21 protein-coding genes are annotated in these 25,109 nt (G+C 41.6%); 14 read left to right on the top strand and 7 right to left on the bottom strand.

The window, feature by feature from the left end; translation table 11 throughout:
* Window positions 1-69: 69 nt before the first annotated feature.
* The 5 genes from AB5Z52_RS03915 to tuf form a co-directional block, all read right to left on the bottom strand.
* Window positions 70-2,025 carry a cell division site-positioning protein MapZ family protein gene (locus tag AB5Z52_RS03915; RefSeq protein WP_288551462.1) on the bottom strand — a complete coding sequence of 652 codons (1,956 nt, stop codon included), beginning with the start codon at window positions 2,023-2,025 and terminating at the stop codon, window positions 70-72.
* Between the two features lie 324 nt (window positions 2,026-2,349).
* Window positions 2,350-3,456 carry an RNA polymerase sigma factor RpoD gene (gene rpoD, locus AB5Z52_RS03910; RefSeq protein WP_003126797.1) on the bottom strand — a complete coding sequence of 369 codons (1,107 nt, stop codon included), beginning with the start codon at window positions 3,454-3,456 and terminating at the stop codon, window positions 2,350-2,352.
* 23 nt (window positions 3,457-3,479) lie between these two features.
* Entirely contained in the window at window positions 3,480-5,309 is a 1,830-nt protein-coding gene (gene dnaG / locus AB5Z52_RS03905) for a DNA primase (protein ID WP_003126796.1), read from the bottom strand.
* A gap of 158 nt (window positions 5,310-5,467) precedes the next feature.
* A complete protein-coding gene (locus AB5Z52_RS03900) occupies window positions 5,468-6,097 on the bottom strand; it encodes a lysozyme family protein (protein ID WP_021151258.1) in 630 nt (209 codons plus the stop codon).
* A gap of 178 nt (window positions 6,098-6,275) precedes the next feature.
* Window positions 6,276-7,463 (bottom strand): elongation factor Tu, encoded by a 1,188-nt coding sequence (tuf, locus tag AB5Z52_RS03895; RefSeq protein ID WP_003126794.1) that lies wholly within the window; start codon window positions 7,461-7,463, stop codon window positions 6,276-6,278.
* Window positions 7,464-7,737: 274 nt separating this feature from the next.
* On the opposite strand from tuf, the gene AB5Z52_RS03890 reads away from it, so the two are divergent.
* A complete protein-coding gene (locus AB5Z52_RS03890) occupies window positions 7,738-8,097 on the top strand; it encodes a YxeA family protein (protein ID WP_003126793.1) in 360 nt (119 codons plus the stop codon).
* A gap of 44 nt (window positions 8,098-8,141) precedes the next feature.
* On the opposite strand, the gene AB5Z52_RS03885 is transcribed toward AB5Z52_RS03890, so the two are convergent.
* On the bottom strand, window positions 8,142-9,146 hold the full coding sequence (locus AB5Z52_RS03885; RefSeq protein WP_288551461.1) for a nucleoid-associated protein: 1,005 nt from the start codon (window positions 9,144-9,146) through the stop codon (window positions 8,142-8,144).
* 159 nt (window positions 9,147-9,305) lie between these two features.
* Between AB5Z52_RS03885 and AB5Z52_RS03880 the strand changes: the two genes are divergently transcribed.
* The 4 genes from AB5Z52_RS03880 (at window position 9,306) to AB5Z52_RS03865 (ending at window position 11,900) form a co-directional block, all read left to right on the top strand.
* Window positions 9,306-10,145, top strand: a complete 840-nt coding sequence (locus AB5Z52_RS03880) for an aldo/keto reductase (RefSeq protein ID WP_021151263.1) — start codon at window positions 9,306-9,308, stop codon at window positions 10,143-10,145.
* Between the two features lie 14 nt (window positions 10,146-10,159).
* Window positions 10,160-10,429 carry a hypothetical protein gene (locus AB5Z52_RS03875; protein ID WP_005472161.1) on the top strand — a complete coding sequence of 90 codons (270 nt, stop codon included), beginning with the start codon at window positions 10,160-10,162 and terminating at the stop codon, window positions 10,427-10,429.
* A gap of 213 nt (window positions 10,430-10,642) precedes the next feature.
* A complete protein-coding gene (locus tag AB5Z52_RS03870) occupies window positions 10,643-11,284 on the top strand; it encodes a hypothetical protein (RefSeq protein ID WP_003126789.1) in 642 nt (213 codons plus the stop codon).
* A 196-nt stretch (window positions 11,285-11,480) separates the two neighbouring features.
* Entirely contained in the window at window positions 11,481-11,900 is a 420-nt protein-coding gene (locus AB5Z52_RS03865) for a GNAT family N-acetyltransferase (RefSeq protein WP_005472159.1), read from the top strand.
* A 91-nt stretch (window positions 11,901-11,991) separates the two neighbouring features.
* On the opposite strand, the gene AB5Z52_RS03860 is transcribed toward AB5Z52_RS03865, so the two are convergent.
* Entirely contained in the window at window positions 11,992-14,439 is a 2,448-nt protein-coding gene (locus AB5Z52_RS03860) for a hydroxymethylglutaryl-CoA reductase, degradative (RefSeq protein WP_368243380.1), read from the bottom strand.
* Between the two features lie 191 nt (window positions 14,440-14,630).
* On the opposite strand from AB5Z52_RS03860, the gene AB5Z52_RS03855 reads away from it, so the two are divergent.
* The 9 genes from AB5Z52_RS03855 to vanS all read left to right on the top strand — a co-directional run bounded on the left by AB5Z52_RS03855 (window position 14,631) and on the right by vanS (window position 24,939).
* Window positions 14,631-15,785: a hydroxymethylglutaryl-CoA synthase gene (locus AB5Z52_RS03855; RefSeq protein WP_288551460.1), complete on the top strand. Its 1,155-nt coding sequence runs from the start codon at window positions 14,631-14,633 to the stop codon at window positions 15,783-15,785.
* 450 nt (window positions 15,786-16,235) lie between these two features.
* A complete protein-coding gene (locus tag AB5Z52_RS03850) occupies window positions 16,236-17,210 on the top strand; it encodes an ABC transporter substrate-binding protein (protein ID WP_368243382.1) in 975 nt (324 codons plus the stop codon).
* 101 nt (window positions 17,211-17,311) lie between these two features.
* Window positions 17,312-18,232: an ABC transporter permease gene (locus AB5Z52_RS03845; protein ID WP_005472153.1), complete on the top strand. Its 921-nt coding sequence runs from the start codon at window positions 17,312-17,314 to the stop codon at window positions 18,230-18,232.
* On the top strand, window positions 18,229-19,038 hold the full coding sequence (locus AB5Z52_RS03840; protein ID WP_021151270.1) for an ABC transporter ATP-binding protein: 810 nt from the start codon (window positions 18,229-18,231) through the stop codon (window positions 19,036-19,038). The genes AB5Z52_RS03845 and AB5Z52_RS03840 overlap by 4 nt, the downstream gene beginning before the upstream one ends.
* A 348-nt stretch (window positions 19,039-19,386) precedes the next feature.
* The gene (gene vanC1 / locus AB5Z52_RS03835; RefSeq protein ID WP_288551459.1) at window positions 19,387-20,418 is read left to right on the top strand and encodes a D-alanine--D-serine ligase VanC1; all 1,032 of its coding nucleotides are present in this window, start codon (window positions 19,387-19,389) and stop codon (window positions 20,416-20,418) included.
* Window positions 20,415-20,987, top strand: coding sequence for a D,D-carboxypeptidase/D,D-dipeptidase VanXY (gene vanXY, locus AB5Z52_RS03830; RefSeq protein ID WP_124018785.1), 573 nt, complete (start codon window positions 20,415-20,417; stop codon window positions 20,985-20,987). The genes vanC1 and vanXY overlap by 4 nt, the downstream gene beginning before the upstream one ends.
* On the top strand, window positions 20,984-23,080 hold the full coding sequence (gene vanT, locus AB5Z52_RS03825; RefSeq protein ID WP_161667366.1) for a membrane-bound serine racemase VanT: 2,097 nt from the start codon (window positions 20,984-20,986) through the stop codon (window positions 23,078-23,080). The genes vanXY and vanT overlap by 4 nt, the downstream gene beginning before the upstream one ends.
* 88 nt (window positions 23,081-23,168) lie before the next feature.
* Window positions 23,169-23,864, top strand: a complete 696-nt coding sequence (gene vanR-C / locus AB5Z52_RS03820) for a vancomycin resistance response regulator transcription factor VanR-C (protein ID WP_161667365.1) — start codon at window positions 23,169-23,171, stop codon at window positions 23,862-23,864.
* Entirely contained in the window at window positions 23,854-24,939 is a 1,086-nt protein-coding gene (gene vanS, locus AB5Z52_RS03815; protein WP_288551458.1) for a vancomycin resistance histidine kinase VanS, read from the top strand. The genes vanR-C and vanS overlap by 11 nt, the downstream gene beginning before the upstream one ends.
* Window positions 24,940-25,109 lie beyond the last annotated feature (170 nt).

Here is a 25,109-nt window from a genome sequence, read left to right as displayed (position 1 = left end):
CGGAGGAGAAACAAGCTGTTTTTTGATTCAATAATGTAATTATGCTGAAAATTTTCTAAGTGTCACCCATCACCGAATCGTATGATCATTTCCATTTCCACGGAAATACCCGGTTTTGGCATTCACTGTAAAGAGATACATTGGAAAAGCGGAATCACCGGTTCCTTTCAACAAGGAGCCTTGGTTGTTGGTCGCATAAAAATTATAGTAACCTTCTCCATTCACGATTCGTACGCGCTCAAAGGTATAACCCCCTTCAACGACATAGCCGCGAGCAATTGCGGTTGCAATGATCTTTTCTTGGACACCAGGCGCCCAATTCCAAGCCGGATTGCTAGAGTCTGCCAAATCACTTTCACGTGCTGGAATGATTGGTTGATTATTGGTATTCGTTGGTGTATTCGGCGATAATACATAATCAGCTTCAGAAGACTGGCTATTGTTAGCCGTAGTTGTTTCTTGAGCTGCGGCGGCTTTTTCCGCTTGTGCCTGAGCTGCTTCTTGGGCCGCCTTCTCTTTAGCAGCCTTCTCAGCAGCTTCTTTTTTCTTCAGTGCAGAATCAATCGGTGCTATCTCAGCAGTCAATTGCTCTTTTAAAGAAGCAATCGACAATGCATCGATCTTCTTCACTAAATCATTGTAGCTTTTTCGCGTGACTTTGTCAGAAAGTTCACCCTCTTTATTCAAAGCAACCATGCTTTTGACTGCATTTCGTACTTCTTCGATCTGGGCATACTCTTTTTGCCCTTGATCAATCGCCCGATTTACTAATTGATCGAATGGTGTTTCAGCTGTTCTTTTTGACATAGTCACTGCCGAAGGCTCTTTTAAGGAAACCTTCTGCAATTGATCTTCAATGATCACTGGACTAGTGAAATACCCATTGATTTCCGAAAGAGTCGCCATCTTTTCTTTGATTGTTTCAGACTGAGCCAACAAGTCCGGGTAACGGCTTTCCGTTTTATACTTGGCTAGTCGATCAGTCAATGCCGTCAATTGCGTAGTTGTTTTGTCTGCTTTGATAAATTCTTGGTTATCGTCGGTATAAAAATCGGCTAGATCCGCTTCGATCTGGTCCAGCTCACTTGCTGTCGCAATTTGTTCTTGATGAGCGGTCTCTTCGTAATAATACCAGCCACCTGCAGAAACAAGTACCAACGCCGCAGCCGCTACATAGAATTTTTTGCGTGACTTTTTATTTTTGGGCAGTGGATCGGTTTTACTCTTCGTATTTTCAGATACCGCTGTTTTTTCTGGAATTTCGGCAAGCTTTGTTTCTTCTGCTTCAATTTTCGGTTGCGGACTCTCTGTTGATTGAGGGCTTTCTGAAGATTCAGTAATCGCTGCAGTATCAGTTTGTTCATCTTCTAATCCAGATTGAGATTGTTCCTCCGTTAGAGGAAGAGCCTCTTTATCGTCCGTGACTTCCGGTATCACTGGAACATCTGTCGCATCTTCATCCATCTCTGAATTTTTATGTTGACGAATATAAGCAGATAAAATAGCCGAATCGTGATCTTCAGGGACCTCGGCTGAATCTACTAAATCATTGGGCTCTGCGGAACTTTCTGCGATCGATTGGATTCCTTTGTCTGATCCAGACACTTCATTGCTTTCATTTCCACTGTGCATCGATTGTTCTGCTGACTGATATTCAAGTGACTGTGATTCGATCGTTTCGGACGCATCTGATAGCGTTTCTTTTGAAACGGGTGTCTGTTCTATATTTGGGTTCGTCATCAGCTCTTGCACGTTTACGTCGTCTTCTGACTGATTGTTCTTTGACTCATCAGTTTCATTCTTGTCTTCGAAATGTTCAATTAATTCACCTAAGGGAACATCCTTAAAATCAGACCAGCGGATATCATCATTTTGCTGCGGATTCTTTTCGGATACCGTCTCATTCGTATGAGGGGCTTCTTTTTCATTTGCCTCATCCGACTTAACAAACTCAAAGCCGCAGTTTGGACATTTCTTTTGTGCATCAATTGATTCAAATCCACATTGAGGACATGTTTTCATCATTTGTTCGAATTTGCTCCTTTTATTTTGAACCTGCTTCGGCAGGTATCTGTTCATCGTTGAAAGGTTTCATTTTACTACAGAATATCACACTTATAGACTTGCCCTTTATTCACTGGCTTTGGTGAAAAAACTCTCTGTACCAAAATGATTCACCTTCGTGTAAATGATTCACAAAATTAAATTTATCATATTCAAAGCAATTAGCCAACACTTGCTTCGTTACGTTTTTATTAAGTTCATTACTTTTCCTACGAAAGTTGGCTAAACCACAAGAAAAAGACTTCTCCAAGCATACTTCTTGGAAAAGTCTTTGTGGTCTCAGTTTTATTCTAGAAAATCTTTTAATTGTTTTGAGCGGGATGGATGGCGTAATTTACGTAACGCTTTTGCTTCGATCTGACGAATCCGTTCTCTCGTTACACCAAAAACTTTTCCGACTTCTTCTAAAGTACGTGTCCGACCATCATCGATACCAAAACGCAATCGCAAAACATTTTCTTCACGATCGGTCAACGTATCTAGTACGTCTTCCAGTTGTTCTTTCAACAATTCGTAGGCTGCATGTTCGGCGGGACTTGTCGCATCTTGATCTTCGATAAAATCGCCTAGATGAGAATCATCCTCTTCACCGATCGGTGTTTCCAATGAAACTGGCTCTTGTGCGATTTTCAAGATTTCACGTACTTTTTCAGTTGGCAGATCCATTTCTGCTCCGATTTCTTCCGGTGTCGGTTCGCGACCTAGATCTTGCAGTAATTGCCGTTGGATTCGAATCAATTTATTGATTGTTTCCACCATATGGACTGGAATCCGAATCGTCCGTGCTTGGTCGGCAATAGCACGAGTGATTGCTTGACGAATCCACCAAGTGGCATAAGTCGAGAACTTGAATCCTTTGCGGTAATCGAATTTTTCAACAGCTTTCATCAAGCCCATGTTTCCTTCTTGGATCAAGTCCAAAAACTGCATCCCCCGACCAACGTAACGTTTCGCAATACTTACAACGAGACGTAAGTTGGCTTCAGCTAACCGTTGTTTCGCTTCTTGGTCGCCTTCTTCGATTTTTAAAGCAAGGGCTACTTCTTCTTCGGCAGTCAATAAGGGTACGCGTCCGATTTCTTTCAGATACATCCGTACCGGATCATTGATCTTGACACCCGTAGGAGCGGAAAGATCTTCTTGTGGTTGCGTTGCTTGCTGCTTTTCATTGCTCTTCAAACTATGAACGGAAGGCTCCCCATTCTCATCTACTACACTGATCCCTGAGTCTTCCAGTTTTTGGATCAGCTTGTCCATTGCGTCTGCATCTAAAGAATAAGGGGTCGCTAAATGATTGGTTAGTTCGTCATAAACGACTTGTCCTTTTGGTTTGTTTTCTTTGATAAATTCGGCAACAGCTTTGTCATATGTTTTCTTTGTTTCTTCTGCCATGAAAGAAAGCCCCTTTCAGTTCGCTATTTAGCTTGTTTCAACCGTTTGGTCAAATCAATGATCGCAATTGCTAATTCCAACTCTAATTGCTGGTTTCCTTTTTGTCGTGCTTCTTGCTGCTGGATTCGTTTTTGATTGATTTCTTCAGCAATGCCCGACTTACGAAATACCTGCAGAAGGTCTTGGAATTCTTGTTCCGTCCCCTCTTCAGAAGCCTTGATATCAGCGATCTCGATCACTTGTTGTTTCATTTGTTCATCTTTCAAAAAATCCAAGAATTTTGCTAGGATAAATTGCTCTTCGGTTTCCATATACGCATCGTATAAAAAATAGATTTGTTGGTATTTATCATGAATAAACGCAACACCGGTACTTTTAAAACGAGGATTCAGCGTATTGTCATGGAACAGACGATATAACAGTAATTCCTCCGCCTTTTCTACCTGAGTTTTCCGTTGCTGTCGTGGTGGCGGTGGTGCTACACTCACTGCTTCACGAACTGGCGGTGAAGGCGTTGGGGTCGGCTGCGTCTGTTTTAACTGACGCAATTGCGTCTGTAGTGTTTCTCGACTAATATGAAATTCAGTTGAAAGTTGTGTCAAGTATCGGTCTTGTTCTAGCAAAGAATCTACATGCTGTAATTCTTGCAAGACCTCTTGGACATAATCGATCTGTTCTTTTTCATTGGCCAAATTGCGATTGGCACGATGAAAGTCCATTTTGAATGCAAACACCGTTTCTCTGCCATGCATGGCCAGTTTGAAAAAGGCCTCTGTACCATACTTTCGCACATAATCATCCGGGTCCAGACGTTCAGGGACTCGAACGACGGAGAGATTCACGCGGCTATGTTCTTGTAAAAGATCAATCCCGCGATTCGTTGCATTGATTCCTGCCTGGTCACCATCATAGCAAAGGATGACTTCTGTAGCGACACGTTCAATATTGGCAATCTGCTGGTTCGTCAAACTAGTTCCCATTGAAGCGATCCCGTTCTCAATTCCTGATTGCCACGCTGCAATTACATCCATAAAGCCTTCAAATAGAAAGACTTGGCCTTCTTTTCGGATTGATCGCCGGGCTTTATCAAAGTTGAAAAGTACTTCACGCTTATTGAAAAGCATTGTTTCCGGACTGTTCAAATACTTGGGCTGGTCTTTGCTATCATCCTGTTCCGTTTGAAACCAGCGTCCAGAAAAACCGATGGTCTTTCCTTGAGGGTTCCGAATCGGAAACATGATTCTTTGATAAAAACGGTCAGCAAGTTGCCCATCGTTCCTTTGTACAAAGAGACCTGTATCCGCAAAAAATGCCGCATTTGCTTTTTCATTCAAAAAAACTTTTTCCAAAAAGGCACGCTCGTTAGGCGCAAAACCAATCTGAAATTCGTCAATCAGTGCCATCGTCAATCCGCGTTCCAGCAAATAATCCAATGCGCCTTGCCCGGCAGCCGTATTGACTAACATGTGATGATAGACTTCAGCAGCTTTTTCATGCAACGCGATCAATTGATTTTGCTGAGAAGAGGTTGCATCAATTGCTTCGGTTTGCTTGTATTGCTCATCTAAAGGGATATCACTGATTTCTGCAACTTTCAAAACAGATTCTGGAAAACTTAATCCTTCTAACTCTTGCAAAAAACCAAAGACATTGCCTCCGCGGCCACAGCCAAAACAATGGTAGATCTGCTTATCTTCTGCCACAGAAAAAGAAGGTGACTTTTCGTTGTGGAAGGGACATAATCCAAAATAGTTTTTCCCAGATTTCTTCAACTGGACGTACTGACCAACGATATCAACGATATTGCTTCGTTCTCGAATATCATCAATGACCGTTTGAGGTATTCGTGCCATCCACTCACCTCCATTCGGTAAGTATTCCCGTATTCATTAGGTAAAAAATCGCACCAATCAGAATCAGTGCGACGAATAATTAGACAGAATCACTCATATTGATTCTATCATATTTTATTGTTTTTTCAAGTCTTTTACCTGCTTGATTTCAGAGACTTTCAAGAAAACAAAATACTACCCATTTTTATCTTCCATTGATTGAATTTTACCACATCTGCATAAAATAAATTGCCACCATTGTGATACAAATAACCGCCATTATAAGTGATCGACTGCCACCCCCAGTAACGATAGGTTTGCTCATTATCATTTCCTAACAAAGGAGAAAGCACTTCTTTTGAATAGGACTCTGCCAGTTCTAGCGTATTTTCGCCACCATTCTTGGCTACATAATCAATATAGTCTGTCCCAAAATTATAGGCTTGAACGGCGGTCCACAGATCACAGTCCATGTCAACAGATTTTTTGATCAGTTTAGCCAGATAAGCCACTCCCTGCTCGATACTGTCTTGAGCATTTTCAAATTGATTTTGTTTTCCGTAAGCACTCTCTGAGCTTTGCATCGGGTCGTTTCCTTCCCCTTTTGATTCAGTCAACATAATACTCATCGCTAATTCCTGATAGTCGCTGATGCCATATTTTTCTGTTTGCTCAGCGATTGTTTCTTCATAAGAATACACTTTCTTTAGAGCTGTATAATTTTTATAGCCTAAAAACAGTCCGCCGATAAGCAACAGGACTCCAGCTATTTTTGCTATAAAAATAAAAAATCGTCGCAGTTTTCTCATGGAAAAACATCCTATCTTTTTAGTGTCAGCTTCTATCCTACTATGAAACTTATTTGCTGACTAGGTTTGTTTTCCATCATCTAAAATCCTTAATAAAATCACAAAGAAATTTAGAAAAAGAAACAGTGACTGTCCTAAAAGGCTCTAGTCACTGCTTCATTTTTGTTGAAACACTGATTTATTTTTCGATTTCAGTAACGATACCGGAACCAACTGTGCGGCCACCTTCACGAATAGAGAACGTCGTTCCATTTTCAACGGCAATTGGATGAATCAATTCCACATCGATGGTCACGTTGTCACCTGGCATCACCATTTCTGTTCCTTCAGGCAATGTAATGTTCCCTGTCACATCCGTTGTACGGAAATAAAATTGTGGACGATAGTTGTTGAAGAATGGTGTATGACGACCACCTTCTTCTTTCGTCAATACATAAACTTCTGCTTGGAATTTTGTATGTGGTGTGATCGAACCTGGTTTAGCCAACACTTGTCCTCGTTCGATTTCGTCACGAGTGATCCCTCTTAGCAAGACACCTACATTGTCGCCGGCTTCCCCAAAGTCCATCGTCTTGCGGAACATTTCGACGCCTGTCACTACAGCTTTTTGGGTTTCAGGTTTGATACCGACGATTTCTACTTCATCGCCTACCCGAACTGTTCCCCGATCGATCCGTCCGGAAGCAACTGTTCCTCGTCCAGTAATCGAAAAGACATCTTCAACTGGTAAGAGTAATGGTTTGTCTGTATCCCGCTCTGGTGTTGGGATATAGCTATCTACTGTATCCATTAATTCCATGATGGCAGCTTCTGCATCAGGGTCTCCTTCCAACGCTTTTAATGCCGAACCTTTGATAACAGGAATGTCATCACCTGGAAAATTATATTCAGATAGTAGTTCTCTTACTTCCATTTCCACTAAATCGATCAATTCTTCGTCATCGACTAAATCGATTTTGTTCAAGAAAACAATCAGATGTTTCACACCAACTTGTCTCGAAAGCAAGATATGTTCCCGAGTTTGAGGCATTGGACCATCTGTTGCGGATACAACTAAAATCGCACCATCCATTTGGGCAGCACCGGTAATCATATTTTTAACATAATCCGCGTGTCCTGGAGCATCAATGTGAGCATAGTGACGTTTTTCTGTTTCATATTCAACGTGAGCGGTGTTGATCGTGATACCACGTTCCCGTTCTTCAGGAGCCGCATCAATACTTGCGTAATCTTGCGGATTAGCGAGTCCTTTTTTACCAAGAACTGTCGTAATGGCAGCAGTCAGTGTCGTTTTCCCATGATCCACGTGTCCAATTGTACCAATGTTTACATGTGGTTTACTACGATCATAATGTTGTTTTGCCATAATAATTTCCCTCCTAAATGAGATGTAGCGCCGTTGGATCGGCTCTACTATCAATTATAGACTTTTCCTTACAAAAGTAAAAAATTCTTTCTTACTTATTTTTTGTAAGTTTAAATCTATCTCTATTATAGGTCAAATTTAGTCAAAGTCAAGAATATTGTTTCCTTCATTGTTCGCCGTTTTTATTCAAAATTTCTAAGATTTGCTTTGATTTTGATAAAATAGTTGGACGGGTCTGCTTTTTTATAGCATAATAGATATGAGGTGAACAGGAATGAAAAAAATCATTGCGAGTTTGATCGTCTTTGGCGTTTTCTTAGGCGGCTGTTTCTTTGCCTACCGTTATTACTATGGCGGCACTGCTTACTACACCGAAATCACTACCAGCGGTACCCACTCAACATCAATTGCCAGTGATGGTGTGGCTCAAGATATTTATAAATATGAACAAGCGGCTTATAATGAATCAGGTGAAGAGAAGATCGTTAAAATGAATGAACACCGCTCCAAGCCCCTACGAGAAGGAGCTTATCTGAAACTATTAGTCAATCCCCGCAAAGGTGTCCTCAGTTGGGAAGAAGTCTCACAAGAAGATGTACCCAAACCCGCTTTGGATCAACTCAACAATAAATAAAAATAGCTGCCAGAGACTCCTTGAGAAGAGCCTGGCAGCTATTTTTATATGCGATTGATGACTTCTTCCACATTTTTGATGGTTACAGAAATCGTGCCATCGGGATTGTTGATGAATTCGATCAAATTAGGATCTCGATAGACATCCAATGGAACGATCAACTCGATACCATTGGAAAGTTTTAGCTTTTGTTTGCCATATTTTTTTTCTGAAATTTCTCTGACCTCTCGCAGCATAGGGGCTTGATCGATATACCCTTTTTCTGCTACTTCTTCTTGAAAGGCCATCTGAGCCGTAATATTATCTTTGAATACTTTTTGGGCAATCGAATCTACATGCAGCTGACCATTTTCTTCTATTGTATCGTAAACAGCCTCTTTGACATCGGCGATGACATCATAAGAAGGGGTCTCAAACTTTTGACCAATTTTTTCAGCTACCTTTTTGATGACTTTGACATTTTCTTCTAGAGAAGGCAGCGGTTCAGAATCAATCACTTTCGTGGAGAAATAGAAATATTTTTCTCCGGAGAAGGTATATTTTTTCTCTACTAATTCGTAAGTCAGCTGCTCGACATCGATCGTTATTCCTTCATCTGCTTTTTGGGTTTTGCCAGCTAAAAGTGCTCGATGCAAAATCAGATTATTGGCGATACCTGTTTCAGTACTGTCGATAAAGTGCGTGTAGCCATCTGTATAGCTAACCTTCAAAAATGCTAATTGCAGTTTGGTATCTAATTCATACAAAACAATGAAAGCATCCGCACTTGGTGCATCTTCACTTTGTTGGTAAACTTCATACCAGCGTCGCAGGATTGCTTCACTGCTTTCTACAAATGCTTCCGGCGCTTGTTTGACGAATCTAGCCATCTCAGAGTCCTCCAGCAAGCGGCCGGTCTTTGTCTGAGGTGTCGCTAATTTTTGAATTTTTTTCGTTAAATAATCTCGGATGTATTCCGTTGTCAGATCCAATTCCACTTGCGAGTATACGGGATCACCCGTTTGTCGATCCACAATGTGCATAATCGCACGCTTTAAATAGATATCCATATTCTCTCTCCTTATCCATTTCTCAAGTGTACAAAAAAACTGGTTCAAAACACAAGTTTTTTTACATCTTTTTTGTGCATTATTTTGATCAGAAGTATCTTCCATTGGAAAAAAATCCCTTCTCTGCTAAACTAAAAACAAAGAAATGGAGGAATGAAAATGAACAGTTATACTTTATCGAACAATGTATCGATTCCTGAACTTGGCTTTGGCACTTGGCAAACACCAAATGGTGACGTTGCTGTTTCTGCTGTCAAAAAAGCATTGGAAGTTGGTTACCGTCATATCGATACCGCGCAAGGTTACAAAAATGAAGACAGTGTTGGACAAGCAATTAAAGAAAGTGGCATTCCTAGAGAAGAAATCTTTTTGACAACAAAATTATGGAATGAAAATCACTCTTACGACTTGGTCCTTTCCTCCTTTGAAGAATCGTTGAAGAAATTACAAACCGACTATATCGATCTTTTCTTGATTCATTGGCCAAATCCAGTGAAATTCCGTGACAATTGGCAGTCAGCAAATGCAGAAACATGGCGCGCGATGGAAGAGCTTTATCAAGCTGGGAAGATCAAAGCCATCGGCGTCAGCAATTTCTTGCCTCATCATTTCGAAGAACTGAAAAAAACAGCCACTATTTTCCCAATGGTCAACCAGATTTTCTTAGCGCCTGGTGAATTACAAAAAGAAGTAGTGTCTTATTGCCAAGAGCACAATGTCTTATTGGAAGCTTACAGTCCTTTAGGCACAGGAAAGATCTTTGACGTTCCTGAAATGCAGGAACTCTCTGACAAGTACGGCAAAACGATTGCTCAAATCGCGATTCGCTGGTCTTTACAACATGATTTCTTGCCGCTGCCTAAATCTGTTACACCAAGTCGTATCGAGGAAAACTTAGCAGTCTTTGATTTTGAGCTTTCTGATGAAGATATGCAGCGAATCGACCAACTAGATGGAGTCGTTGGGAAAGCAACTAATCCGGATACAACAGGATTCTAATGAGGGAAAACCCGATGGATTCTACACGTTTGGATCAACTGCCCACTGCCGTCAAGCGAGCCTTGCATCCTGATTTTGTATTTCTGATTTTTCCCGACTACGTTCAACATTTTCCCGCACGTCAATGGGATCAGTCAGACTATCAGCAAATGCTTGCTGAAAAAGCGAAGATGCCGCTAAGCTTTTTTCTATGGGAAAATTGCTTGGTCGCCTATGGTAAAAATGATTCGTTTATTTTGATGCCTAAATATCAGCAAATCGACGCTTTGAGCACTATGCGATGAACCTGGTATATCTTTAGAAGTAAGTTGTTGCCCTCAGAAACAGTCAAAGTCATCCCCTACTCATTGGGTATGATCTTGGCTGTTTCTTTTATTTCATTTAAAGAAAAGCCATTTTTTATGATAATCAAAAGAAATTCCTCATTTTTTCATGAAAACCCCTGTTCATTTTCGTCATTATTCCTTATAATCGAGATTGATTGAGAGGAGAAGAATATGAAAAAGAAACAATTAGCCAAGTTAAAACAACAATTTCGGCCATCTTATGAAATGGCACGTCAACAATTATTTTCAGCGATCCAACACAAGACAGCTGCAAATTTTGGACTAGAGACCACCGTTTATATCAACCCTAAAAACCGTGAGGAAATGTTGATTGAACTGCAAACGGCAACGACCAAAGAACAAAAAATCGCAGTTCCTTTAGACGAGAATTTCAAAATCGTTGTGAAACGAATCCAAAAACAAGAAAAAGGTCTATTAGATCGTTTTAGTGATAATCTAGTGGAAGAAATCGCCGCTTATTGGTTACCAGCAACATCAGCTGTCAATCAACCAGAAGCCTCTGCTACCGAACCAGTCTCAGAATCTCAGACGGAAGCAGCGGAAACAACGGATGGTTTTGCCGCTTTTGAAGAAAAAATGACTGCATTTCCTAAATTCTCTGTTGAAAGAAATGCCGAGAATGTGCAGATTTTTGAAGATACAGCGAAAGAAAAACGCCTATTGGCAACCATATCAGCGACTGAAGTTGGCGAATTCACTGTTGAACCTGCCTTAGCTCGTAAGTACAAACTGAAGCTGGATGTGATTCCATTGATCGAAGAGTATGCGAATACCCCACTAACTGAACGTTAAGCTAAAGAGACGATGATAGAAAAAAACGAACAGCTCAACTGTTGGGGTTTGGCTGTTTCATTTGTTGGAATCCTTCTATCATCGTCTCTTTCTTTTTAAAGACGTCTTTGCCCATTACCAAAAAGCCATCTGCTAAAGGGTATTGATCAAATTCCCTAGGACTAAACAACTCTACTCTGTATCAAGGAGGACCATGATGAACGATTCTAAATATCTCCTAAAACATACAGTTCCTGAAGTAGCTGAATACCTAACTCTACGAAAAGCCTGCGGTCTTTCTCTTCGTGGAACAGCTGCGAGTAAGATTGGTTTAAGCAATAGTCTTTTTGCAGTGACTGTTCGAAGAACCAGCGATCAAACCTTAGTCGGCATGGGCCGATTGATTGGTGACAGAGGTACTGCCTATCAAATCCTAGACATCGCTGTCCTTCCTGAAGATCAAGGCAATGGATTGGCAAAATCAATCATGAGCGCCATAATGAACCATATACATAATGAAGTAGATCCCCAAGCTTACGTGAACCTGATTGCTGATTGTCCAGCTGAAAATCTTTATCAGCAGTTTGGCTTTGTGGAGACAGCCCCCAAAAGTATTGGGATGTACTTAAAAAGATGAGCTTTAGCAGCTTCTAGAAACGCTCATCAATTTGTCTATGACAAAAAAACTTGTTTCAACAGTAGCATTTGCTACCGTTGAAACAAGTTTTTTATTGTTCCCGAATTTCTCCTAAAAACCGTAACGCTTGTTGTTGATTCATTGGAGGATTTTGCCGTAGTTTTTCAGCTACTTGCTCGATTTCCGCTTTCTCCGCTCCAACAGCGATCGCTAGTGAACGAGCTTGCATACTCATATGTCCCTTCTGAATCCCTTCTGAGACAAGCGCCCGCAAAGCTGCCAAGTTTTGGACAAGTCCCACACTTGCAGCTAGCGCAGCTAACTCTTGAGAAAAGTGAACATCACTGATTTCCAATGCTGCTTGTGCTTTTGGTAGGACCTTTGTGGCACCACCAACAGTAGCGATAGCTAACGGCAACGTGATTTCCCCTACTAATCGATCTGATTCGATGGTCCAATTAGTCAGTCCTTGATAGCTGCCAGTACGTGCTGCATAGCCGTGGCAGGCAGCAGAAACTGCCCGGGTATCATTTCCAGTGGCCAGCATCACTGCCTCCACCCCATTCATGATGCCTTTATTATGAGTGACTGCTCGATAAGGATCCGTTTTGGCAAACAAAGAAGCTTGAACAATTTTTTGTGCAACCGTGGCGCCACCTCTTTTGCTCAAAGCGGAAAACGGTACTTCACAAACAGCCGTGACTAATGACTCAGTAGCAAGATTGCTTAAAATACTAAATAAGATTTCTTCATTAGGAAACCATTCTCTGAAAAGTGCGGCAACGCCTTCTAAGATCGCATTGATGATATTGGCTCCCATCGCATCCTTGACATCCACGAAAAGATCCACCGATAAAAACGTCGACTGATCAGCAGATTCCTGCTGAGAATCTGCTGGAAAGTGCCGCAGAGCGATGCGCCGCAATCCTCCTTCTCGTTTGACGATCGAAGGATAGCTTTGTTCTGCCCGTTCAAAAATCAAAGCTTGGTTTTCCGCAATCCGTTGCTCGATCTCATTTGGATTCTTTGCAGAAAAAACAATCTGTCCCCGCAACAATCGTTCTTTGCTTTGCGTATGGATCTCACCAGCCATTTTGGCTCCATTACTCATTGCTGCAATCACAGAAGGTTCTTCTGTAGCCATTGGTACGACATATGCTTTGCCGTCCACCTTCAGATTCATGCCTACACCCATTGGCAGCTCGATCTCACTGATTTGGTTCTCAATCAAATGGTTCGCCGTGTCTTCCGCTAACATCATTTGTGACAGTTGTTGTTTTGTTTCACTAGAAATTTTTTGTTGATTCTCAAGCTCTTGTAACCGCTCAGCGGGGGACAACTCATAAAATTTCTTGTCCGTCGGCTTTGCTTTTTCAATTGTTGGCCGCTCCAACAACATAGCCAGCCCTAACCCGCCACCAACACATAAAGAAGCAATCCCATAACGGGCTTGGATCTCTTGCATTTGGTAGACCAAAGAAGTTGCTAAGCGGGCTCCTGTGGCACCAATCGCATGTCCAAGAGAAATTCCGCCACCATAGCGATTGACTTTTGCTGGATCCAATCCCAATTCAGACTCCACCACGATCGAAGATGCAGCAAATGCTTCGTTGATCTCAAACACACCGATGTCTTCTAATGAAACTTTTTGATTTTGAAGAAGTGTTTGAATTGCCTTGATAGGCGAGATCCCCATGATTTCAGGATCAATCCCTACTTCAACGATCTCTTTGATCGTCGCTAAATACGGAATATCATTTGTTTCACAGTAGGTTTTTGATGCTAACAACACCAATGCTGCACCATCATTGATCGTAGAAGCATTTCCAGCAGTTACGGTACCGTCAGTTTTAAAAACTGGTTTTAAAGAAGCCAGTTTTTCCATTGTGGTCTGACTGCGGATCCCTTCATCTGCGGTGATCGTTTTTGTTTCGCCAGCCAGCGGAACGATCTCTTTCGCAAATTTATTCTCTGCTTGCGCTTTAGCAGCTTTCATTTGTGACTGATAGGCAAACTGGTCCTGAGCCTCTCGTGAGATGTCATAGCGTTGCGCCACATTTTCAGCTGTCAAGCCCATTGGCTTACTACTAAAAGCATCTGTTAAGCCATCTAATGTCATACTTGAGACTGGGACACTGTAAGTATCTTCTGCTTTATTGTAATGACTGAGGGACGGAGCATTCGTCATGCTTTCGATCCCCCCGGCTAAAACAACTTGCGCTTTGCCCAACTGGATTTGCTCCATTCCCATTAAAATGGCTTTCAATCCAGAACCACAAACTTCATTGATCGTTGATGCCGGGATGTCCACTGAGAGACCACTTTGTAGGGCCACTTGTCGGGCAGGGTTTTGGCCATTACCTGCTTGTAGGACATTGCCGATGATCACTTGCGCGATTTCTTCCTTGATCTTTTGATTTCGTTCAAACATATCTTTCGCTACAGCAGTACCTAATGCAACTGCTGAAAATTTCTTTAATGACCCATGGTATTTACCGATGGGAGTTCTTCGTGCATCGATAATAACAACTTCTTCCACCATGCCACCTCCAACAGAAATATATCATTATTTCCACAAAAAAAGAATACCCCACGAGTTTGCATTCTGTTCCAATCAGCCATTCTTAAATAAAGTTTAAATTCTAATAGAATTTTTTTCATTTTTAAACAAAAATATGATACCGTATAAACGATAGTTATAACATAAGTTAAACCCAAAGGAGCGTCATAATGAACGTTGGTATTGATAAAATAAATTTTTTTGTTCCGCCTTACTATTTAGACATGGTTGATCTCGCTCACGCTCGTGAGGTAGATCCTAATAAATTTACCATTGGTATCGGTCAAGACCAAATGGCAGTCAGCAAAAAAACACACGATATCGTTACATTTGCGGCTAGTGCAGCAAAAGAAATCTTAGAACCTGAAGATTTGCAGGCAATCGACATGGTGATTGTCGGTACAGAATCTGGAATCGATGAGTCGAAAGCCTCTGCTGTAGTCTTACACAGATTGCTTGGCGTCCAACCTTTCGCCCGCTCTTTCGAAATCAAAGAGGCTTGTTACGGAGCAACCGCAGGGATTCAATTTGCGAAAACCCATATTCAAGCCAATCCAGAAAGCAAGGTTCTAGTCATTGCGTCCGATATTGCTCGTTATGGTTTACGTTCCGGTGGTGAACCAACACAAGGAGCAGGTGCTGTTGCCATGTTGCTTACAGCTAACCCACGAATTCTAACTTTTGAAAATGACAATTTGATGTTGACTCAAGATATTTATGATTTTTGGCGTCCTCTCGGCCACGCTTATCCAATGGTCGATGGGCATCTATCTAACCAAGTTTACATCGATTCTTTCAAAAAAGTGTGGCAAGCTCATTGTGAACGCAATCAAGCCAGCATCAGCGATTATGCTGCAATCAGCTTCCATATTCCTTATACAAAAATGGGGAAAAAAGCATTGTTAGCAGTCTTTGCCGATGAAGTAGAAACGGAGCAGGAACGAGTGATGGCTCGCTATGAAGAATCCATCGTCTATAGTCGCAGAATCGGCAATCTCTATACCGGCTCTCTGTATTTGGGACTGATTTCGTTATTAGAAAATTCGTCTCATTTAAGCGCAGGAGATCGCATTGGTCTTTTTAGTTATGGTTCTGGGGCTGTTTCTGAATTTTTCAGTGGTCGTTTGGTAGCTGGTTATGAAAATCAATTAAACAAAGAAGCCCACACTCAGCTATTGGATCAGCGACAAAAATTAAGTATTGAGGAATATGAAGCCATCTTTACTGATTCATTGGAAATCGATCAAGATGCCGCTTTTTCTGATGATCTTCCTTATAGTATTCGAGAAATTAAAAATACGATCCGTTATTATAAAGAAAGATAAACTTATTTAATCAAAGCAGCTTAGTTAATCTGGCTGCTTTTTTATTTTATTTTACTATTTGCATACATCTCTTTATCTGTTATAAAAAAAATTTTCAGAATATTGCGTTTTTCAATTGACAGATGGCAGAACTTTCGTCTATACTGAAAATAATTCAAGTTTGGAGGAAGAATCATGAAATTATTGCTATCCCCACAACTGAATATTGCTTACTTTAGCTATTTTAGATAGTTTGTATTCATAACATTGTGGATACAAACCTCACAACACTTTGTTTGTATCTATAATGGCTAGAGCAGTTTAACGTGAACAGCAGCCATGTAGAGAATCTTCTAAATGGCCGCACTGAATTTCTGAATTTTGGTAAGTTCAAATCCATTTAGACGATTGTCTGAATGGATTTTTTTGTTCCGTTGGGTTTAAATCAAGACTTTTTAGGAGGAATATTTGATGAAAATGAAAAAATGGATCACAACTGGCCTATTGGCAACTACCTTAGGACTTGGACTTGCGGCATGCGGGAATAGCAACAATGCCACTGAAGATGGCAAAAAAACGGTTGGTATCTTGCAGCTGGTGGAACATGGTTCGTTAGATGCTGCCTATGAAGGATTCAAAGAAGGTTTGGCGGAAGGCGGCTATAAAGAAGGCGAAAACCTTACTTTAGAATACCAAAATGCCCAAAACAGCCAAGACAATCTGAAGAGTATGAGCGAAAAACTTGTAAAAAATTCTCCTGATCTTCTCTTAGGGATCGCGACACCAGCTGCTGTCTCATTGGCGAATGAAACAACAGATATTCCGATCGTTGTAACTGCAGTCACTGATTTAGTTGAAGCAAAATTAGCGGAGTCCAATGAAGCTCCTGGACGCAATATCACTGGTACATCTGACATGGTCCCTATCGATAAACAGATTCAATTGTTATTGAGTATCGTCCCTGACGCTAAAACAATCGGTATTATGTATAATGCTGGAGAAGCAAATTCAAAAATCCAAGCAGATTTGGCAGAAAAAGCATTGAAAGATGCAGGTGTAGACGTCAAAGTCTTGACAGCAAACACGACAAATGATGTCCAACAAGTAACTACTAGTTTAGCTAAAGATGTGGATGGTATCTACGTGCCAACAGATAATACCTTTGCTTCTGCTGCGGCAGTCGTTGGTGAAGTAGCCAAAGAAACCAAAACACCGATCGTTGCTGGTTCTGTCGAGCAAGTGGAAGATGGCGCTTTAGCTACATTCGGGATCGATTACAAGTCACTAGGCAAACAAACGGGTGAATTGGCTGCAAAAATTCTTGATGGAGATGAAAAGCCCGCTACAACACCTGTAGAAACAGCGAATAAACTAGAGCTAGTTGTGAACCAGGAAATGGCAACTGCATTAGGAATTGATCCAGAAAGCATCGTGGCTCCTGAGTAATTTTGCTACTATCTACTATCTACTATAATTTTGCTGCTATATGATGAAATGATGAAAACTAACTTGAAACTAAAAACCTAAAAATGATTTGAGGAAAACTTATGAATTTAATCAATACATTTTTCATACTTATTCAATCAGCTGCCTCTCAAGGTATGTTGTGGGCATTATTAGCGATCGGGGTTTATTTGACCTTCCGAATCTTAGATATTGCCGATTTGACAGCTGAGGGAAGCTTTCCATTAGGAGCCGGCATTGCTGCTGTCAGCATCACCAATGGCCTTTCCCCTTTTACGGCAAGTCTGTTGGGCTTTTGCGGCGGTTTAGCTGCCGGATTTGTCTCAGGGATCTTGCATACCAAATTTAAAATTCCCGCATTATTAGCGGGAATCATTACCATGACTGGATTGTATTCTATTACAAATCGGATCATGGGGGCACCCAATATTGCCTTGTTAGGGGAAGATACTGTTTTTACTTGGTTTCAAACACTAGGCTTAACGAAAAATACCGCAGTCATTTGTACAGGCCTCCTGTTTGCTGCTGTCGTGATTTTGTTGCTGTTTCTCTTCTTCCGCACAGAGATTGGACTAGCAGTGCGAGCAACGGGAGACAATCTCGCGATGAGTGAAGCCAACGGAATTAATACGGATAATATGAAACTAATTGGCTATATGATTTCCAATGGCTGTATTGCTCTTTCTGGTTCCCTCTTAGCTCAAAACAATGGTTTTGCTGATCTTAACTCAGGTGTAGGAACGATCGTGATCGGATTAGCATCGATCATTATCGCGGAAGTCCTTTTCAGCAATAAATCTTTGTGGGTTCGTTTGATCACGATTGTGATTGGTGCGATTTTGTATCGTCTAATCCTGGCCATCGTCTTTGAATTCAACGTGGAAGCTTCAGATTCAAAACTTGCCTCTGCCATCGTTTTGGTTATCTGTCTTTCATTGCCGCAAATTCGAACGAAACTTGGATTGCAAAAATTTCTTCCGAAAACCAAAGGAGGTCAATCATGACGACACCTGTTTTAACGATCAGTGATTTACACCAAACATTTGAAAAAGGAACCATCAATGAAAATCATGTCCTTCGCGGGATCGATCTCACTATGAACAGCGGTGATTTCATTACGATTATCGGTGGAAACGGTGCAGGAAAATCAACATTACTCAATAGTATTGCTGGAACGATCCCAACAGAACAAGGTAAGATCGTCTTAGGTGACAAAGAAATCACACGTCATTCAGTCACACGACGCTCCAAAGAAATCAGTCGTGTCTTCCAAGACCCGCGGATGGGGACAGCCGTTCGTTTGACAGTCGAAGAAAACTTAGCCCTTGCTTATAAAAGAGGCCAGGTTCGCGGGTTTTCCTCCGGTGTCAAAGGAAAGCATCGGGCCTTCTTCAAAGAAAAGTTAGCTCGCTTGAATCTTGGTCTTGAAAATCGACTGACGACTGAGATTGGGCTGCTTTCCGGAGGACAGCGGCAAGCGATCACACTATTGATGGCGACCTTGCAACAGCCTAAACTGATCCTGCTAGACGAACATACTGCAGCTTTAGATCCGAAAACCTCCATGACTGTGATGGCACTGACTGATCAGTTGATTCAAGAACAGCAGTTGACGGCCTTTATGGTCACTCATGATATGGAAGATGCCATCCGTTACGGCAATCGCTTGATCATGCTCCATCAAGGCAAAATCGTTGTCGATATCGCAGGTGAGGAAAAACAATCCTTAACGGTACCGGATTTGATGGCACTCTTCCATCAAAATAGTGGGACTGAGCTAAAAGATGATCAGCTACTGTTGCACACTTAACTGTATCTTCTTTAGCTATAGCTGCCTCAATTGGGCACATCACACTACGCCAAAGAACTAACGTATGAATACAGAGGAACCAAGTTGAAAATAGTTCAGCTCGGTTCCTTTTTTGTACGCTTTCCTGCATGCGTGAGCTCTTCCTTCAACGCACTTCTGTACCAAGAGTTGTTGACCATTTGATCACTAACAATAGCTTCCCCTGCTTTCTTCAAGCCCTTTGTCATAAAATCGTTAGATTTTCATCATAAAAATACGAGAAAGACAACAGGAAGACCGCAAATTTTCTTTTCTTTTCCTAGGTACACTGAATGTAACCTTAAAAGAAAAAAGGAAAGGAAGAAAATGATGAAAAAAATTGCCGTTTTATTTGGAGGGAATTCTCCAGAATACTCAGTGTCACTAGCCTCAGCAGCAAGTGTGATCCAAGCTATTGACCCGCTGAAATATGAAGTAATGACCATTGGCATCGCACCAACAATGGATTGGTATTGGTATCAAGGAAACCTCGCGAATGTTCGCAATGATACTTGGCTAGAAGATCACAAAAACTGTCACCAGCTGACTTTTTCTAGCCAAGGATTTATATTAGGAGAAAAACGAATCGTCCCTGATGTCCTCTTTCCAGTCTTGCATGGGAAGTATGGCGAGGATGGCTGTATCCAAGGACTGCTTGAACTAATGAACCTGCCTTATGTTGGTTGCCATGTCGCTGCCTCCGCATTATGTATGAACAAATGGCTCTTGCATCAACTTGCTGATACCATGGGAATCGCTAGTGCTCCCACTTTGCTTTTATCCCGCTATGAAAACGATCCTGCCACAATCGATCGTTTTATTCAAGACCATGGATTCCCGATCTTTATCAAGCCGAATGAAGCCGGTTCTTCAAAAGGGATCACAAAAGTAACTGACAAAACAGCGCTCCACTCTGCATTAACGACTGCTTTTGCTTACGGTTCTACTGTGTTGATCCAAAAGGCGATAGCGGGTATTGAAATTGGCTGCGGCATCTTAGGAAATGAGCAATTGACGATTGGTGCTTGTGATGCGATTTCTCTTGTCGACGGTTTTTTTGATTTTGAAGAGAAATACCAATTAATCAGCGCCACGATCACTGTCCCAGCACCATTGCCTCTCGCGCTTGAATCACAGATCAAGGAGCAGGCACAGCTGCTTTATCGAAACTTGGGGTTGACGGGTCTGGCTCGAATCGATTTTTTCGTCACCAATCAAGGAGCGATTTATTTAAACGAAATCAACACCATGCCGGGATTTACTGGGCACTCCCGCTACCCAGCTATGATGGCGGAAGTCGGGTTATCCTACGAAATATTAGTAGAGCAATTGATTGCACTGGCAGAGGAGGACAAACGATGAACACATTACAATTGATCAATAAAAACCATCCATTGAAAAAAAATCAAGAGCCCCCGCACTTAGTGCTAGCTCCTTTTAGCGATCACGATGTTTACCTGCAGCCAGAAGTCGCAAAACAATGGGAACGACTCGTACGAGCAACCGGACTAGAAAAGGACATTCGTCTGGTAGATGGGTATCGTACGGAAAAAGAACAGCGACGCTTGTGGGAGTATTCTCTAAAAGAAAACGGGTTAGCTTATACCAAACAATTCGTTGCTTTGCCAGGTTGCAGTGAACATCAAATCGGTCTGGCCATTGATGTAGGACTAAAGAAACAAGAAGATGATGATCTTATCTGCCCTCATTTTCGAGATAGTGCTGCTGCTGATTTATTTATGCAGCAGATGATGAATTATGGCTTTATTCTACGCTATCCGGAAGATAAACAAGAGATCACCGGTATCAGTTATGAACCTTGGCATTTTCGTTATGTCGGGCTTCCCCATAGCCAAGTCATCACTGCCCAAAAATGGACTCTGGAAGAATACCATGATTACTTTGCTCAGACAGTGAGGCAGTTCGCATGAAAAATAAAGGAATCGATCAATTTCGTGTGATTGCAGCCATGATGGTGGTTGCGATCCATTGTCTTCCCCTTCACTATTTATGGCCAGAAGGCGATATCCTAATCACATTGACGATTTTTCGAGTAGCTGTTCCTTTCTTTTTTATGATCAGTGGTTACTATGTGTTTGCAGAACTTGCTGTGGCCAATAGTTATCCTTCGCGACAACGAGTATTCAACTTTATCAAAAAACAGCTAAAAGTCTATCTATTAGCCACACTAATGTTTTTACCATTAGCACTCTATAGTCAAACGATCGGCTTCGATCTACCAGTTGGAACATTAGTACAAGCACTTTTGGTCAATGGCATTCTTTATCATCTTTGGTACTTTCCGGCTTTGATTACTGGGAGCCTGCTCCTAACAAGTTTGCTGATACATGTCTCCTTCAAAAAAGTGTTCTGGCTTGCGGCTGGATTGTACCTGATTGGATTAGGTGGTGATAGTTGGTTTGGACTGATCCAACAGACACCAATCGAACCATTCTATACTGCTGTGTTCCACCTATTAGATGGTACCCGCAACGGTATTTTCTTTACACCATTGTTTTTGTGCTTAGGTGTGCTGGTCAGAAAACAATCAGAGAAAAGAAGTTTATCCAAAACAGCTCTCTTCTTTTTGATCAGTCTTATCGGATTGCTTATTGAGAGTGCGTACTTGCATGGGTTTTCTATACCTAAACATGACAGTATGTATCTCTTCTTGCCTGTTGTACTCTTTTTCTTATTTCCGCTGATCTTGCGCTGGCATCCCCACAGGACTTGGAAGCATCCAGGACAGCTATCTTTGTGGCTTTACCTTTTACATCCTTATACAATTGCCGGCACACACTTTTTGAGCCAAAAAATCAGCATTCTGCAAAACAATCTAATCAACTATTTGGTTGTTTTGATCTTGACGATTGGATTCATTTGCCTCTTTTTAAGACAAAAACACTCATGGTTTAGACACAAACAAACAACGCCCGTTAAAAGGGCCGTAAAAGAATTCTCAAAGACAGCCCTTTTGCATAATCTACAGGAGATCCAGCGGATCATCTCACCGAAAACAAAAGTGATGGCAGTCGTTAAAGCCGATGCCTACGGCTGTGGTGCCAAGGAAGTTGCTCCTGTTTTAGAACAAGCCGGAATTGATTTTTTTGCGGTGGCTACGATTGATGAAGGTATTCGATTGCGGAAAAATGCTGTCAAAAGCCCCATCTTGGTCTTGGGATATACCTCTCCAAAACGCATAAAAGAACTTCGTCGCTACTCATTGACCCAATCGATCATCAGCGAAGGTCATGCTGTAGCATTGTCACAAAGAAAAGTAGCGATTGACTGTCATTTAGCCATCGATACTGGGATGCATCGGTTAGGTGTAACACCGACTATCGATTCGATTCTTTCGATTTTCGATTTGCCCTTCTTGACGATCAGTGGTGTTTATTCTCATCTTGGTTCGGCAGATCGCTTAAATCCTGATAGTATGATTCGCACTCAGAAGCAGATTGCCTGCTTCGATCAGATTCTCCTAGAGTTGGATCAGAGACAGATTTCTTATGGTATCACACACTTACAAAGCAGTTATGGTATTTTGAATTATCCAGACTTAAACTATGATTATGTGCGTCCGGGGATTTTATTGACAGGATCCCTCAGTGATACGAACGAGCCTACAAAACAACGAGTAAGCTTACAGCCTATTCTGACCCTCAAAGCACAGTTGATCACTAAGCGAGTCGTTGCCAAAGGGGAAGCGATCGGTTATGGGCAAACCGCCGTCGCGAATCAAGAAACAACTGTTGGTGTTGTAAGCATCGGCTATTGTGATGGACTGCCCCGTTCTCTATCAAATCAAGAGTTTTGTCTTTCCTATCGCGGTCAGTCCTTGCCGCAGATCGGCTTGATCTGCATGGACATGCTTTTGATAGACTTGAGCCATTGTCCTACGATCCCAGTTGAAAGTGAAATTGAAATTCTGACAGATTGGAGCGATACTGCCGAGCAAACACAAACTATAACCAATGAGTTGATTTGTCGGATCGGCCCACGAGTCAGTGTTAGGATCAAATAGAAAACGATGCATAAGTTTACCAGGTAAGGTATGATGGGGATATGGAAACGTGAGAATCCGAAACTATGTTTAGGTGGAGTGAAAGAGTATGTCAGAAAAAATAGTCGTTGTTGATGATGAAAAAGAAATTGCGGACTTAGTCACGACCTTTTTGCAAAACGAAGGATTTAGTGTGCAGCCGTTTTATGATGGTACTAGTGCCATCGCCTATATTGAAAAAGAAGCCATTGATTTGGCCGTTTTAGATGTCATGTTGCCGGACATTGATGGCTTTCAACTGTTACAGCAGATCCGCAAGACCCATTTTTTTCCAGTGTTGATGCTGACTGCCAAGGGAGAGGATCTAGACAAAATTACTGGATTGAGTTTGGGAGCGGATGACTATGTCACCAAACCTTTTAATCCTTTAGAAGTTGTGGCTCGGGTAAAAACCCAATTGCGGCGCTATCAGCGATACAATCATTCCGCTGCTTCTCCAACAGTAGAAGAATATGAAAAAGACGGCTTGATACTCAAAATCAACAGTCATCAATGCATTCTCTACGGCGAAGAAGTTTTCCTGACTCCTATTGAGTTCAAAATATTGCTATATTTATTTGAGCATCAAGGATCCGTCGTCTCTTCCGAGACACTTTTCGAAGCGGTTTGGAAAGAAAAATATTTAGATAACAATAATACTGTCATGGCACACATTGCTCGTTTAAGAGAAAAATTGCATGAAGAACCTCGTAAACCTAAATTGATCAAAACCGTATGGGGGGTCGGCTATATCATTGAAAAATAGAAATCCTTTGATCCGAAAGCTCTTGACCCAATACTTTATCACCACTGGAATCTTGCTGGCATTCCTTGTAATGATTCCATTAGTCATTCGCTTTATTGCCGGAACCGGGACTTGGTATGGAACGGAACCTATCTACTATATCTTGCGTTTTTTTGCGGATCGCTGGTTGTTTTGTGTTGCGATAGGCGCTTTACTGATATGGTTTGGTACCACCATTTACTATATGACCAAAGCCATCGGTTATTTGAATGAAACGATCCAAGCCACGACTCAACTAATTGAAGAACCAACCAAACGCATCACTTTGTCGAGCCATCTGATTGATGTTCAAGAGGAAATGAATCAACTGCGGGAGAAAAGTCTGCAAGATCAACGTGCCGCTAAAGAAGCGGAACAGCGGAAAAATGATTTGATCGTTTATCTCGCCCACGATTTGCGGACGCCTCTGACAAGTGTCATAGGTTATCTGACTCTTCTAAAAGAAGAACCACAACTATCCAATGCGATGCGGGATCGTTACACTGAGATTGCTTTACAAAAAGCCCAACGGCTGGAACTATTGATCAGTGAATTCTTCGAGATCACACGCTTCAATTTGACCACGATCGTTTTGCAGACAGAAACGACTGATTTAAGTTTAATGCTTGAACAGCTGACCTTTGAGTTTTTACCTCTCTTGGAAGAAAAGAATCTAAATTGGCAACTCAACTTACAAAAAAATGTTCTTGCAACAGTAGACACCGAAAAAATAGCTCGTGTCTTTGATAATCTCATTCGCAATGCCATCAACTACAGCTATCCAGATTCGCCTTTACTTCTTGAGTTGGTCGAATCAGACAGTATTCTCATTCGTCTGACGAATCGTGGAAAAACAATTCCAGAAGAGATGATCGGACGTATCTTTGAACCTTTCTATCGCATGGATTCTTCCCGAGCTACAGCAACAGGCGGAACTGGTCTTGGTCTTCCGATTGCAAAAGAGATTCTGTTGGCATCTGGCGGGGATATCTCGGCAGAAAGCAAAGACGAAACTATCATTTTCAACGTTCGCTTGCCAAAACCTGCCAACAGCTGACGTCTATTGATTTAAAAAATCTCTAGTATCAACTTTCCTATAAAAAACTGTGACATCAGTCTTTCAATAAACGAAATAACACAAACACGGCAGCTATTTTCAGATTTATACTGAAAACAGCTGCCGTAAGCTTATGTTATTCCCAAAGAAAAAATGAACCAGTTTTATTG

Source organism: Enterococcus sp. RTP21361st1_A6_RTP21361_211029 (assembly GCF_040910045.1).
GTDB classification, from domain to species: Bacteria; Bacillota; Bacilli; order Lactobacillales; family Enterococcaceae; genus Enterococcus_D; species Enterococcus_D gallinarum.
The sequence above is the reverse complement of the archived record's forward strand: the minus strand, read 5'-3'. Positions and strand labels throughout refer to the sequence as shown.

Excerpts from the sequence above, each read along its gene's own strand:
- AB5Z52_RS03865 (WP_005472159.1), top strand. The coding sequence starts at position 11,481 with ATGAACGATTCTAAATATCTCCTAAAACATACAGTTCCTGAAGTAGCT.
- vanR-C (WP_161667365.1), top strand. The coding sequence starts at position 23,169 with ATGTCAGAAAAAATAGTCGTTGTTGATGATGAAAAAGAAATTGCGGAC.
- dnaG (WP_003126796.1), bottom strand. The coding sequence starts at position 5,309 with ATGGCACGAATACCTCAAACGGTCATTGATGATATTCGAGAACGAAGC.
- AB5Z52_RS03870 (WP_003126789.1), top strand. The coding sequence starts at position 10,643 with ATGAAAAAGAAACAATTAGCCAAGTTAAAACAACAATTTCGGCCATCT.
- AB5Z52_RS03885 (WP_288551461.1), bottom strand. The coding sequence starts at position 9,146 with ATGGATATCTATTTAAAGCGTGCGATTATGCACATTGTGGATCGACAA.
- vanT (WP_161667366.1), top strand. The coding sequence starts at position 20,984 with ATGAAAAATAAAGGAATCGATCAATTTCGTGTGATTGCAGCCATGATG.
- vanC1 (WP_288551459.1), top strand. The coding sequence starts at position 19,387 with ATGAAAAAAATTGCCGTTTTATTTGGAGGGAATTCTCCAGAATACTCA.
- AB5Z52_RS03880 (WP_021151263.1), top strand. The coding sequence starts at position 9,306 with ATGAACAGTTATACTTTATCGAACAATGTATCGATTCCTGAACTTGGC.
- vanXY (WP_124018785.1), top strand. The coding sequence starts at position 20,415 with ATGAACACATTACAATTGATCAATAAAAACCATCCATTGAAAAAAAAT.
- AB5Z52_RS03850 (WP_368243382.1), top strand. The coding sequence starts at position 16,236 with ATGAAAATGAAAAAATGGATCACAACTGGCCTATTGGCAACTACCTTA.
- AB5Z52_RS03875 (WP_005472161.1), top strand. The coding sequence starts at position 10,160 with ATGGATTCTACACGTTTGGATCAACTGCCCACTGCCGTCAAGCGAGCC.
- AB5Z52_RS03890 (WP_003126793.1), top strand. The coding sequence starts at position 7,738 with ATGAAAAAAATCATTGCGAGTTTGATCGTCTTTGGCGTTTTCTTAGGC.
- AB5Z52_RS03915 (WP_288551462.1), bottom strand. The coding sequence starts at position 2,025 with ATGATGAAAACATGTCCTCAATGTGGATTTGAATCAATTGATGCACAA.
- AB5Z52_RS03845 (WP_005472153.1), top strand. The coding sequence starts at position 17,312 with ATGAATTTAATCAATACATTTTTCATACTTATTCAATCAGCTGCCTCT.
- tuf (WP_003126794.1), bottom strand. The coding sequence starts at position 7,463 with ATGGCAAAACAACATTATGATCGTAGTAAACCACATGTAAACATTGGT.
- AB5Z52_RS03855 (WP_288551460.1), top strand. The coding sequence starts at position 14,631 with ATGAACGTTGGTATTGATAAAATAAATTTTTTTGTTCCGCCTTACTAT.
- rpoD (WP_003126797.1), bottom strand. The coding sequence starts at position 3,456 with ATGGCAGAAGAAACAAAGAAAACATATGACAAAGCTGTTGCCGAATTT.
- AB5Z52_RS03900 (WP_021151258.1), bottom strand. The coding sequence starts at position 6,097 with ATGAGAAAACTGCGACGATTTTTTATTTTTATAGCAAAAATAGCTGGA.
- AB5Z52_RS03840 (WP_021151270.1), top strand. The coding sequence starts at position 18,229 with ATGACGACACCTGTTTTAACGATCAGTGATTTACACCAAACATTTGAA.